The sequence below is a fragment of the Ancylobacter mangrovi genome (assembly GCF_024752355.1).
GTDB classification, from domain to species: Bacteria; Pseudomonadota; Alphaproteobacteria; order Rhizobiales; family Xanthobacteraceae; genus Ancylobacter; species Ancylobacter mangrovi.
Map to the genome: position 1 here is coordinate 230,379 of NZ_JANTHZ010000002.1, position 12,543 is coordinate 242,921.

Sequence of the window (12,543 nt, forward strand, 5' to 3'; positions counted from 1 at the left end):
GTTGCATTGCTCGGCGAAACGGGGTAGCTGACGGGCCCTCGCCGCACGGCACTTTCCGGCGGCGGGATTTGCCCATACCTCGCGATGGGCAGGGCGCCCGTAGCTCAGCTGGATAGAGCACCAGACTACGAATCTGGGGGTCAGAGGTTCGAATCCTTTCGGGCGCGCCATTCCTGAACGATCGTCTCGCAGACGTTCGCAGGATCTCGATCCCAACCAATCCCCGCCATCGTGACGACCACCCCGCGCGTGCGGCAGCGGGAACAGGTTTGGCGCCGGATCGAGCTGAAACCTCGCCTAGAGACACCTTGAAGCGACCCTGCTGTGATGGCGCCGGCAGCCCCGGACGTCAGCGTTGCTCGCTGCCCCCCAAGGCGGGCTTGAACAGCTCCCCGCCTGGTGCCGCCGGCAACCGTGCGCACCACCGCGATGATCGAGCAAATTCACCCGCGCGGCGGGTGTCGCCCGGCGCGCCAAGGGACCAGCCTCATCTCCCGGCACCCCCAACCGCGGTGGCGACAATTCGCCGGCCTCGATCACGCCCATATCGGGCACACAGCCTCCTGCCGGCTCGCCTCCCGATGGAAGCGGGCCGACGCGAATCATTCCAGCGCCGCGAGGAGCGAATTCTTGCCGTTCAGGATCACGTCGCGCATGGCGAGCGCCGCCGCCTCGCCATCGCCGCGGTTGATGGCGTCGAACACCAGCCGGTGCTGGCGCACGTCGTCCTCGATGCGGTTGTCGGCCTCGTTCAGCGCCTGCTGCTGGATGGAGAAGCTGAGCTGAAGGAAGTCCGCCACCAGATGGGCGAAGGAGGCGAGCAGCGCGTTGTGCGCGGCGGCGAACACTGCCATGTGGAACTCGACGTCGGCGCGGGCATAGGCGGACAGGTCGCCCACCGCCGCCTCCATCGCCTCCAGGCCCTGGCGCAGGCGCCGCAGGTCCTCCATCGAGGCACGCCCCGCGGCGAAGCGCGCCGCCGAGGGCTCGATCACCTGCCGAAGCTCGATCAGGTCGCGCAGCATGGCGTCGCGCTGGGGGCCGGCGGACGGGCCATCGCCGAAATGCCAGGCCAGCACGTCGCTGTCGAACATGTTCCACAGGTCGCGCGGGCGCACCCGCGTGCCGACCTTCTGGCGCATCTCGATCAGCCCCTTGGCGGCGAGCACCTTCAGCGCCTCGCGCAGCGAGGGGCGGCTGGCGGCGAACTCGGCGATCAGCGCCGGCTCGCGCGGCAGCAGCTCGCCCGGGGCGAAACGGCCGGAGACGATGGCGCGGCCGAGCTCGGTGATGATGCCGCCCTGCACGCCGCTGATGCGATAGCCCGAGCGACGCGGCGCGCGCGGCTCGCCGGCTCCCTCCGAAGGCTCCGCCGTCTCCGGCTCAGGGCGCCGGCGTGGCGTAGAGGGTCTGTCCACCGACCTTGATCTCCGTATCGACGAGGTAACGCCGGACCGCCGCGAGGTCGATCCCGATGCCGAGGCCGGGCGCCTCGCCCAGCATGATCGCACCATTCGCGTCCGGGTGCAGGTGGTTGCTCGTCATCTCGACGCAGAGCGCGCGCGGCGCGGCCGGATATTCGCAGATCCGGTGCGCCTCCAGCCCCGCATAGGGCTGGAGCGACGCGGAAAGCGCGAGATGCGAGGTGAAGGTGTGGTTCACATAGGTGACCCCGCGCGGCGCCGCATAGTCGGCCACGCGCTTGGCCGGGCCGATGCCGCCGATGCGCCCGCAATCGATCTGCACATAGCCGATGCCGCCATAGTCGATGAGGTGCCGCGCCATGTGGAAATTATGCGCCCCCTCGCCGCCGGCGAGCTTCACCTTCGCGCTGCGGGGGCTGAGCGCGCCATAGGCCTCATAGGCGCTGGCGAGGAAGGGTTCCTCCAGCCAGGTCGCCCCGAACCGCTCCAGCGCCGGCAGGCGCAGCGCGGCGCGCTCGACATCCTCCACCCAGATCTGTCCGACATCGACCAGCAGCAGCGCCTCGGGGCCCAGCCCCTCCCGCGCGGCGGCGAGCTGGTCGACGTCGCGCGCCAGCGCACCGGCGCCGAAATCGGCCCAGCCGAACTTGGCGGCGCGGAAGCCGCGCATCACCGCATCCCGCGCCCGGGCGAGCGTATCCTGCGGAGTGGGACCGAACAGCAGCGAGGCATAGGGCGTCTTGGGGAAGGCGCGCTCATAGCCGAGGAGCCGCCACACCGGCTCGCCGCACGCCTTGCCGACGAGGTCCCACAGCGCCATCTCGACGCCCGACCAGGTATGGGCGGCCTGAAGCAGGTCCATGCTGTCATGCTCGATCAGCGCGGCGACGCGGGCGATGTCGGCCGGCCCGTCGACATGCTGTCCGAGCACCGAGGCGCCGACCGGCCGGCAGATGCCGTGCGACATCGGCGCGACGAAGGCGGCGATGGAGGTGAGCGGCGAGGCCTCGCATTCGCCCCAGCCCTCATGCTCCCCGGCGCGCACCCGCACCAGCAGCGCGTCCTGGCTGCCATCGGCGTCCGTCGTGATCTCCGGCATCGCCAGATAGAAGAAATCGACCGCCTCGATGCGCATCACGCTCGTTCCCGCCGGGCCGCCGAGCGCCGCCCGTTCCATTCGTTCGAACTACAATAAATCATATTTTTTTTCATTCCATGGCACCGAGCCTGAAACCATCTGGACAGGATAATTTCAAGAAGTCATATTTTTCGCAAGACAGCGCCGGCGGCAAGCCGGCCGTTCCAGGCAGAGGAGTGAGCAATGCTGAAATCCGTGTTGGCGGCGCTGTTCGTCGCCGTCTTGGGCACCGGCGCCATCGCGCAGGAGTTCCAGTTCGAGGCCCCGCCGCTGTTCGACAATTGCGGCGACCCGTCCCTCGCCAAGGCCAGGGCCGACGGCGTGACGCTGGGCTTCTCGCCCTCGCCGCCCTATTCCTCGCTCGACCCGGCGACCAAGGAGGCCACCGGCCTCGACGTCGAGCTGGTGAAGGCGGCGCTGAAATGGGCCGGCGTCACCAAGTTCAAATATGAGGTGATGCCCTTCGGCCAGCTGATCCCGGCGCTGCTCGCCGACCGCATCGACGTGGTCGCCGCCAACATCCACGTCACGCCGGACCGCCTGAAGGCGGTGTCCTTCACCGGGCCGGCCTGGTGGTACGGCCCGGCGATCGTGGTCGCCAAGGGCAACCCGGCCGGCATCACCTCCTTCGACACGATGAAGGGCAAGAAGGTCGGCGCCATCGCCGGGTCGGCGGCGGACGAGTATCTGCGCAAGATCGGCGTCGCCGTCACCGCCTTCCAGACCGATGCCGAGGAGTTCTCCGCCATCTCCACCGGCCGCGTCGACGCCATCCTCGAGGACGACGTGAAGGTGATCGAGTTCATGAAGGCCAACGCCTCCTCGCCGATCGAGATCGTGCAGAACGTCGCCATCCCCGACGAGCTGATCTTCAAATATGGCTACGGCTATGCTCGCTACGCCCTGCGCAAGGCGGACTGCTCGCTGCGCAGCGCCTTCACCCAGGGCCTCGCCGAGGTCCGCGGCAACGGTCAGGCCTCGGCCATTCTGAAGAAGTACGGCCTGACCAACCGCAACATGTTCTTCTTCCCCCTGTGACGGTCGCCGTCGTCCCGGCCGGCGGCACGCGCGCGCCGGGACCGCGTGCCGAAGAGCGGATGACGATCCCGGATACGGCCCCGCGGCCGTTCCGGGATGACGCCGGGACGCAGAACGGTGCCGCGCGCTAGTCTCGCCGCACACCCCCGCAACACCCGGCGAGCCTACCCATGAACCTGCTCGATCTTTCGGTCGTCCACGACTACGGCACGGTCTTCCTGCAGGGCCTCGCCATGACGACCTTCCTCACCGTCGTCGTCATCCTGCTGGCCGGCGTGATCGCCATTCCCATCGCGCTGGCGCGGCTGTCGCCGAAGCGCTGGATCCGCTGGCCTGCGGACTTCTATGTGGAGTTTATCCGCGCCACGCCGCTGATCCTGCAGCTCATCTACATCTATTACGTGCTTCCCAGCGCCGGAATCCGGCTGGAGCCGGTCACCGCCGCCATCATCGGCCTGACCGTCAACTACTCCGCCTTCATGAGCGAGGTGTACCGCTCCGGCATCCAGTCGGTGCCGAGAAGCCAGTACGAGGCGGCGCAGAGCCTCGGGCTGAAGCCGACCGTCACCTTCATCAAGGTGGTGTTCCCGCAGGCGTTCCGCGTCGTCCTGCCGGCGCTCGGCAACTACCTCATCGCGCTGTTCAAGGACACCGCGCTCGCCTCGGTGGTGACGGTGCAGGAGCTGATGTTCTCTGGCCAGATCATCGCCGCGCGCAACTACCAGTACTTCACCGTCTACACCGTCACCGCCATCCTCTATTTCGCGGTCGGCTACCCGTCCGCCCTGCTGGTCCGGCGCCTCGAGCGCTGGTCGCAGCGCGGCTGGGCGGCGGCCCCGCAGAAGAATTGAGTCGCGCCATGCCAGAGACGTCGCCGCAAAAGGTCACGATCCGCTCCATCGCGGTCGCCCCGCTGTTCGGCGAGAGCCCGAAGGGCGGCTGGTCGGCGGAGATCCGCCCCGAGGATTCGGTGCATGCGCTGATCGCGGTGCATACCGAGGAAGGCATCACCGGCTTCGGCAGCGTGTTCACCGACGGGCGGCTGGTGAAGGCGGCGGTCGACGTGCTGGAGCCGCTGTGGCGCGGCGAGAACGCGCTGGAGCCTGAGCGCGTCACCGAGAAGATGCACCAGAACACGTTCTGGATGGGCCGCGGCGGCGCGCTCACCCATGCCATCAGCGGCATCGACATCGCGCTGTGGGACATTCTCGGCAAGGCGCTCGGCCAGCCGGTCGGGCGGCTGCTGGGGGGCACCTATCGCGACCGGGTGAAGCCCTATTGCTCGCTGCTAATGGAGGAGCCCGAGCGGATGGCGGACGTCATCGGCCCGCACCGCGCGCGCGGCTTCAAGGCGTTCAAGATCGGCTGGGGCCCGTTCGGCCGCCGCGACGACCGCAGGCTCGACGAGGCCATCGTGCGCGCCGCACGGGCGGCGGCGGGCGAGGACGCGCAGCTCTTCGTCGATGCCGGCGCCTCCGACGCGCACTGGCCGCAGGGCCTGAAATGGGCGCTCAACACGGGAGAGATGCTGAAGGACTACGATGTCGGCTGGTTCGAGGAAGCGCTGCGCCCCGATGCGCTCGACGACTTCGTCACCCTGCGCCGCGCGAGCCCGGTGCCGATCGCTGGCGGCGAGGTGCTTACTCGCCGGCAGGCCTTTCTGCCCTGGCTCGCCAAGGGCGCGCTCGACATCGTGCAGCCGGACGTCACCAAGGTCGGCGGCATCTCGGAGCAGCGCCGCATCGCCTGGCTCGCCGACGAGTTCGGCGTGGCATATGTCGGCCATGGCTGGAACACCGCGCTCGGCCTCGCCACCGACCTGCAGCTCGCCGCGGCCATGCCGCATTGCGATCTCGTCGAGTTCATCGGCGGCAGCCCCTATCTCGACGGCATCGTCGCCGAGCCCTTCACCGTGGATGCCGAAGGCTATCTGCGCATTCCGGCCAAACCCGGCCTCGGCATCGCGCTCGATCCCGCCGCCGTCGCCCGCTACACCACCGATGCGGCATCGTTCTTCGCGCTCGGCTGAAGGCGATCGCCCGGAAGAGGAAACGCCATGAACGCCATCGACCTGAAGGGCCGCGTCGCCATCGTCACCGGCGGCGCCCGCGGCATCGGCTACGCCACGGCCGAACGCCTGCTGAAATCCGGCGCCGCGGTCGCGCTGTGGGACATCGACGGCGCGCGGCTCGCCGAGGCGTCCGCCGCGCTTTTCGCGCTGGGCAAGGTCTCGACCTACATCGTCGAGCTGACCGAGGAAGCGTCGGTCAACAAGGCGACGCAGGCGACGCTCGAGGCGCACGGCAAGATCGACATCCTCATCAACAATGCCGGCATCACCGGCGGCAACGGCAAGCTGTGGGAGCTCGACACGGCGAGCTGGCGCCGCGTGGTCGAGGTCAACCTGATCGGGCCGTTCCTCGCCTGCAAGGCGGTGGTGCCGGAACTGCTGAACAACGGCTGGGGCCGCATCGTCAACGTCGCCTCGATCGCCGGCAAGGAGGGCAACCCCAACGCCTCGCACTATTCGGCCTCGAAGGCCGGCGTGATCGGGCTGACCAAGTCGCTCGGCAAGGAGCTGGCGAGCTCCGGCATCCTCGTCAACTGCGTCACCCCGGCGGCGGCGAAGACCGAGCTCTTCGACCAGATGAGCCAGGAACATATCGACTTCATGCTGTCGAAGATCCCGATGGGCCGTTTCCTGCAGCTCGACGAGGTCGCCGCGATGATCGCGTGGCTCTCCTCCGAGGACTGCGGCTTCTCGACCGGAGCGGTGTTCGACATATCGGGCGGGCGCGCGGTGTACTGACGCCCGGAGAGAGCGGGGCAAACCCAGTCCTTACTCCATGACGGCGACCGGCTGCTCCCCGTCGCCGCTGCCCTTCGCGGAGGACGTCGGCGCGGTCTCGCTGGCGCGCACCAGCACATAGGTCAGGACGCCGAAGAACGCCGCGATGAGGGCCGCGATCACACTGACATCGCCGAAGCCGCCGGCGAAGGCATTCCGGGCGGCGGCGTGGATCGGCCCGCCATCCGCGCCGCCGAGCATGGACACGACGCCGTCCAGGTCGCCCGAAGAAACCCGCTTGGCCGCTTGCCGGAGGAGGCCGACATCCAGCCCGTGAACGGCCCCGGAAGAGACGAAGCGGGCGGTCACGCCGTTCGAGAGCACCGCCCCGAGGCCCGCGACACCGAACAGCAGCCCGATGAAGCGGGTCGTCGCCGAAATGCCCGAGGCCATGCCCGCGCGCTGCGGCGGCACGGCGCCCTGCATGACCTTCGCCGTCTCGCTGTTGAGCAGCCCGGCGCCGACGCCGGCGACGATCATGCCGATGGCGAAGACGGTGTAGTTCGAGCCGCCCTCGATCAGGAAATAGAGCATGAGATCGCCGAGGACCGTCACGGCGATGCCCAGCGTCAGCAGCGCGCGGCCCGAGTAGAGCGCGGCGAGCCTCGCCCCGAACCGCGGTGCCAGGAACATCGGCAGGGCGAAGGGAAGCATGGCGAGCCCGGCCCGCGCCGGTTCCAGCCCGAAGGCGTTCTGCAGCAGCAGCGGCAGGAAGAAGATCAGCACCTGCGCACCGACCGCATATCCCAGCATGGCGAAGGCCGAGCCGAGAAAGGTCGGCTGCCGGAACAGGCTGAAATCGACCATGGGCCGCGGCTCGCGAATTTCGATCAGGCAGAAGGCGCCGATCAGGATCAGGCCGCCGACGATCCGCAGCACGATCGGTGTGCTGAGCCAGCCGAGGCTGTTGCCGTCGATCGAGGCCCAGATCAGCAGGAACAGGCCCGCGCTGAAGGTGGCTATCCCCGGCCAGTCGAGCTTCTTCGCCTCGTGGTCGCGCGACTCTTCGACCACCAGAGCGCTGGCGACGAAGAGGATCGCGCAGATCGGCGGATTGATGAGGAAGGCCCAGCGCCAGCCGAGATAGTCCGTTATGACGCCGCCGAGGATCGGGCCGCAGGTAATGGCGATGCCGAGACAAGATCCCCAGAAGGCATAGGCTTTCGCCCGCTCGGCCCCGTAGAAGGTGTGGTTGATCACGGCGAGCGACGCCGTCAGCAGCAGGCTGGCACCGACGCCCTGCACCGCCCGGGACAGGTTGAGCACCAAAGCGGAGGTCGCCAGCCCGCAGGCCGCCGACGCGACGGTGAAGATCACGAGGCCGACAAGCATCGCCAGCTTGCGGCCGTGGCGGTCGGCATAGGAGCCCGCGGCAAGCAGCAGCGCCGCGAAGGAGAGGACGTAGGCGCTGACCACCCATTCGATATCCGAGAAGGTCGCCCCGAAGGTTCTCGCAATGGACGGCAACGACACCGCGACGATATTCGAGTCGAGCATGATCAGCGAAGAGGCGAGACCGACGGAGACGAGGACGAGGCTCTTGCGCTTCTCCTCTGCCTTGCCCGGCGAGGCGGTTGGTTCGGCTGCCATGCTTGCCTCCTGCAATGGCGGATGCCCGCCAGGGGCGGTCCGGCCGGCTCCTCGCGAGGAGCCTGTTTTGGCTGGTAACGAAAGACCTCTACGAGGGGCTGGGGCGCATCGGCCCCGTCCCCCGCCGCGTCGCCTTTGCGAGACGGCCCAATCGACGCGTCGAGCCTGGTTCCGGGATCGGGCGGTTCCCCCTAGGAAAGGGAGAATTGCCATTCTATAGCGACCACTATATTTTATTCAGCGGATCGTCAAACGATTTTCTAGTGATCGCTACAATTGACGATGGCCGGAGGAGGCCGCGATGGCGCGCCACAGGGAATTCGACATCGACGAGGCGGTCGTCCGGGCGACGGCGCTGTTCTGGGAGAACGGTTACGACCGCACGTCGCTGGCCGATCTGACGCGCACCATCGGGTGCAAGCCGCCCAGCTTCTATTTCGCCTTCGGCAGCAAGGACGGTCTTTTCCGGCGGGTGCTGGACTATTACTACGATACCTATCTCGTCGCTGCCGAGGCGGCGCTGGCGGAACCGACGTCGCGCCGCGTCGCCGAGGGCATGCTGACCCGGCTGGCCGACATCTACACCGACGGCGCCGCCCATCCTCTCGGCTGCCTCGCCCTCAAATGCGGGATGTCGGGGGCCCAGGCGGAAGAGGCGGTGCGGACAAGGCAGGCCGAACTGCGCGCGGCGCGACGAGGCCGTCTGCGGACGCGGTTCGAAACCGCGATCGCCGCCGGCGACCTTCCGGCCGATGCGGATGCGGAGGAACTGGCCCGCTACGTGCTGGTGGTCGGGGCCGGGCTCGCCTTCGAGGCGCAATGGGGCGCGACCAATGCCGAGCTTAAAAAGGTTATCGCCCGCGCGATGAAGGCCTGGCCTGCATGATGGCGCCGTCCGCCTGTCGCGCTGGGACAAGCGCACAATCCATTAGACGGCTAATTACATCGATCCACGGCTGATTTTCCAGTTGCGAACCGGGCTGGCGTCGAGACCGAGAGCGAGGCGCTCTCAGTCATTGAGCTGCACAAGAACATCCCTCCTTCCGGAACATGATCCGAAAGGAGGGTGTTGCCGGCAGCGTCCTCGGCGCCACGAGAAATCGCCGACCGGACGCGGGTCGCCTTACGCGCTCATGGCCACCCACAGATCGACCATGATCGTCGCCTCCTCCGCCTGCAACGGCGCCTGCACGCCGACCGTCGTCGTGGCCGGCGGGCCATCGGGAAAGAACGGGGAGGCCGCGGTCGCCGCCCGGAAACTCTCCGACAGATCCGTGTGGACCGTGAGCATCCTCACCGCGTTCTTCAGATCGGTTCCGGCCGCCCGGCAGATGGCCTGCGCCTGCTCCATGATGTCCGACATCTGGGCAGCGGCGGGGTCCCGGTCGTGGGGATAGGCCGGATTGGCACGCGCCGCAGCGACCAGGCCGTCGTCGTCGACCGCCATCAGCCCCGAGAGGAACAGGAAGTCGCCCGCGCGCACGGCCTGCGTCTCCCCGAAGGGCGAGTGGCGGGCCTCCGGCGTCGAGATGACCTGCTTGCGGGTCTTCCCGCCGGTGCGCAACGCGACGAAGTTGATCTCGATCCGCCCGCCCGTCACGCCCAGTGCCCGGATGGGGTAGATGGTCCGCGCCGGCGCGTCCTTGGGGAAGAACTCCCGCCAGACGCGATCGAAGCGGGGAACATCCGTGATGTCCGCGAGATAGACCTGAACCTTGACGACATCCTCCAGGCTCGATCCCGCCGCCTCGAGGGTGATGGCCATATTCTTGAGCGTCAGGCGGGCCTGACGGTCGATCTGGTTGCCTTCCCAGAAATTCGGATCGACCTTCGCTTCCGGCGCCACGCCGGTCTTCCAGTCGGTCGGCACCTGCCCCGCCAGGAACACGAAGTCGCCGGCGACCACGGCCGGCGAATAGCCTCCGAGAGGCTGCGGGATGCGATCCGTGTCGATGCCTTCCTTCTTGAGGTCGTCCTGCGGCACGATCGCCACCAGCTCGACCTGCGTGCTGGCCTGCGGGGCGAGCAGCGCGTCGACGGCGACCGAGGTGCTGGCGGGCCGCGGCGGATCCATGAATTCGCGCCGCACAACGTGATAGGGATCGATCGCGTCGCGGGTGGTGGGGAACGAGTCGATGCGCACCGCCTGATCCATCGTGGTCCCGCCGGCCCGCAGGACGGCACCCAGCGTTTCGAAGATGAAGCGGGTCTCGCGGATCATCACATGCTCGCCGGCGAGCGGCAGCGCGTCATTGGCACGTGCGGAGGCAGGCAGCCCGGTCTTGAAATCGGTCGCCATGGTGCCCGAGACGAACACCCAGTTCTTGTAACGCAGGCCGGCCGCCCGGTAGGGCGTGGTCGGCAATTCGGCAGGCTGAAGCGACTGTCTGCAAGACACGGAACTTCTCCCAGGTTTTTTATGGATTTGGAGGTGCCCCGGCGGGCCGGTCGCAACCCGCCCGCCAGGTTCGACTGCGGCTTTGATCAGCAGGACGAGGGCAGCGTCGACACGCGCTTGGGATCGACGGCTTCGAGCCCCTTCACCCAGATGAACTTCGACAGGTCGAGAGGCTCGTCGGTAACCTTGGCACCGAGCGCCCACTTGTTCAGGCTGCAGAAGTCCTTGAAGAAGCCATCGTCGAGGGCGATCGGCCGCTCCATGGTGTCGTACTGATCGCGCGTCGCCTTTTCGCTGAGGTCGAGCTTCGCCTTGGCGTAGGCGGCCACGGCGGGGAAATCCTTCTCGGCGACCGCCTGGCCCTTCGTGACCGCTTCCAGGAAGTGCGTGGCGGCCTTGGCGCCTTCTTCGGTGTTCAGCCAGTCCTCACGCGCCCCGGCGAGCAGATAGCCGCGGATATAGCCGCTCGCGTCGCCAAGATAGTGGACCTTGTCCGGGCAGATCTCGAGCGCGCGCGAACCGATCGGCTGCCAGATGAAGAAGGCCGCGATGTCGCCCTGGCAAAGCGCGGTCGGAAGCAGCTGGGTGTCGAGGTTCTTGATGGTGACCTTGGACGGGTCGATCCCGTTCTTGGTCAAATATTCCGAAATGAACCACGAGCCGGTGGAGCCCACGCGCGTGGCCACCGTCTTGCCGATGAGGTCCTGAGGCGTCTTGATATCCTTGCCGGCCGCGATGACGTAGCCCTTCGAATCGCGCTCCATCGCCGCGATCACGCGGAACTTCTTTCCGCTCTTGAAGAAATACTGGACGCTCGGCAGGTCGCCCGCCATGACGATGTCGCCCTGGCCGGCCTGGAAGCTCTGCAGGGCCGTGGTGCCGGACGGGAACAGGCGATAGGTGATATCGAGCCCCTGATCCTTGAAGAACCCCTTCTCGAAGGCCATCCAGACGGAGTCGTTGTTGACCGAGGGCTGGCCGAACAGGGTGATGTGCTGGGGCGCATCGTCGGCGCGCACGGGCGCCTGCAAGCCCGTGAGCCCCGCGACCGTGAGCGCCGCGAGGGCGAGACGCCGATAGGTGAGACGCCGATAGGTGAGACGCCGATAGGTGAGACGCCGATAGGTGAGACGCCGATAGGTGAGACGCCGATAGGTGAGACGTAATGCACGCATGGCCTAAACTCCATTGTTGCCGGGATTGTCCATGGTGAGCCTCAATTCGATGAAGCCCCTCTGCGCGCCGCTTTTTATTTTCTGGCGCCGGAATTCATATCGATGTCGAAGAGGTAAATCTTGATAACGTCTTATCGACGAGAAGCCTGAATACGCGATCCGTCATAAATCCGAGGACGCATATCGTTATCAGCGCGACGAATATCTTGTCCGTCTGCAGGAGCATCGATGATTTCTGCAGGAGATAGCCAATACCCGAATCCGCCGCGAGTATTTCGGCCGGGATGATGCTCATGAAGGACGACGCCATCGCCACCCGCATGCCGGTCACGATGTAGGGCGTCGCCGACGGGATGACGATCAGGAAGAAGATCTCGAACCGGTTGACACCCATGCACTCGGCCGCGCGCTGGCGCGCGATCGGCGTGCGCCAGACCCCGGCGACCGTATTCACGAGCACGATGAAGAGCGTTCCCCAGAAAATGAGGAAGTATTTCGACATCTCGCCGATGCCGAACCAGATCACTGCGATCGGAATCATCGCCGTCGGCGAGAGATAGCGCAGCAGTTCGATGACCGGGTCGAGCAGATGGTGCAGGACCTTGATCCGCCCGATCAGCACGCCGACCACGATGGCCACGGCGGACCCGCTGATGAACCCGACCAGCACGCGCGTCATGCTGATCCAGACGTCGTTGAAGATTTCCCCGCTCTGGATCATCGGCCACGCGGCGCGCGCCACCACGCTGGGCGGCGGCACGAGGAACGGGTCGAACCAGAAGGTCGAGGCGACCTGCCAGAAGACCAGGCTGAGGCTGATCGAGAGCACCGCCAGCAGCGGCCCCTGATTGTTCCTCCAGAACTTGCGGCGACGCGCGCGCATGCCGGCATCGGCGGCGGCCTGGTCGTGAATGGCGGGTGTCTCGGTCATG

The 12,543-nt window shown here is 67.1% G+C and carries 11 protein-coding genes and 1 tRNA gene; 6 read left to right on the forward strand and 6 right to left on the reverse strand.

Annotated features, from left to right (window positions below; translation table 11 throughout):
• Positions 1-93 precede the first annotated feature (93 nt).
• Positions 94-170, forward strand: a tRNA-Arg gene (locus NVS89_RS06425).
• A gap of 432 nt (positions 171-602) precedes the next feature.
• Here the strand turns inward: NVS89_RS06425 and NVS89_RS06430 are convergent.
• Positions 603-1,418, reverse strand: a complete 816-nt coding sequence (locus NVS89_RS06430; RefSeq protein WP_258731762.1) for a FadR/GntR family transcriptional regulator — start codon at positions 1,416-1,418, stop codon at positions 603-605.
• Positions 1,384-2,601: a mandelate racemase/muconate lactonizing enzyme family protein gene (locus NVS89_RS06435; protein ID WP_258731763.1), complete on the reverse strand. Its 1,218-nt coding sequence runs from the start codon at positions 2,599-2,601 to the stop codon at positions 1,384-1,386. The genes NVS89_RS06430 and NVS89_RS06435 overlap by 35 nt, the downstream gene beginning before the upstream one ends.
• Before the next feature lie 144 nt (positions 2,602-2,745).
• Between NVS89_RS06435 and NVS89_RS06440 the strand changes: the two genes are divergently transcribed.
• From NVS89_RS06440 to NVS89_RS06455, 4 genes are all read left to right on the forward strand, one after another.
• The gene (locus tag NVS89_RS06440) at positions 2,746-3,600 is read left to right on the forward strand and encodes a substrate-binding periplasmic protein (RefSeq protein WP_258731764.1); all 855 of its coding nucleotides are present in this window, start codon (positions 2,746-2,748) and stop codon (positions 3,598-3,600) included.
• 170 nt (positions 3,601-3,770) lie between these two features.
• Positions 3,771-4,451 (forward strand): amino acid ABC transporter permease, encoded by a 681-nt coding sequence (locus tag NVS89_RS06445; RefSeq protein WP_258731765.1) that lies wholly within the window; start codon positions 3,771-3,773, stop codon positions 4,449-4,451.
• Positions 4,452-4,459: 8 nt separating this feature from the next.
• Positions 4,460-5,629, forward strand: a complete 1,170-nt coding sequence (locus NVS89_RS06450; protein WP_258731766.1) for a mandelate racemase/muconate lactonizing enzyme family protein — start codon at positions 4,460-4,462, stop codon at positions 5,627-5,629.
• Between the two features lie 27 nt (positions 5,630-5,656).
• Complete coding sequence (locus tag NVS89_RS06455; RefSeq protein ID WP_258731768.1) at positions 5,657-6,409, forward strand: SDR family NAD(P)-dependent oxidoreductase; 753 nt, start codon at positions 5,657-5,659, stop codon at positions 6,407-6,409.
• 30 nt (positions 6,410-6,439) lie between these two features.
• Here NVS89_RS06455 and NVS89_RS06460 read toward each other — a convergent pair whose 3' ends face one another.
• Positions 6,440-8,038 carry an MFS transporter gene (locus NVS89_RS06460; protein ID WP_258731769.1) on the reverse strand — a complete coding sequence of 533 codons (1,599 nt, stop codon included), beginning with the start codon at positions 8,036-8,038 and terminating at the stop codon, positions 6,440-6,442.
• Between the two features lie 301 nt (positions 8,039-8,339).
• Between NVS89_RS06460 and NVS89_RS06465 the strand changes: the two genes are divergently transcribed.
• On the forward strand, positions 8,340-8,924 hold the full coding sequence (locus tag NVS89_RS06465) for a TetR/AcrR family transcriptional regulator (RefSeq protein ID WP_258731770.1): 585 nt from the start codon (positions 8,340-8,342) through the stop codon (positions 8,922-8,924).
• Between the two features lie 237 nt (positions 8,925-9,161).
• Here NVS89_RS06465 and NVS89_RS06470 read toward each other — a convergent pair whose 3' ends face one another.
• From NVS89_RS06470 to NVS89_RS06480, 3 genes are all read right to left on the reverse strand, one after another.
• Entirely contained in the window at positions 9,162-10,640 is a 1,479-nt protein-coding gene (locus tag NVS89_RS06470; protein ID WP_309486525.1) for a RidA family protein, read from the reverse strand.
• Positions 10,523-11,611 (reverse strand): ABC transporter substrate-binding protein, encoded by a 1,089-nt coding sequence (locus NVS89_RS06475; RefSeq protein WP_258731772.1) that lies wholly within the window; start codon positions 11,609-11,611, stop codon positions 10,523-10,525. The genes NVS89_RS06470 and NVS89_RS06475 overlap by 118 nt, the downstream gene beginning before the upstream one ends.
• Positions 11,612-11,705: 94 nt before the next feature.
• On the reverse strand, positions 11,706-12,542 hold the full coding sequence (locus NVS89_RS06480) for an ABC transporter permease (protein ID WP_258731773.1): 837 nt from the start codon (positions 12,540-12,542) through the stop codon (positions 11,706-11,708).
• Position 12,543 lies beyond the last annotated feature (1 nt).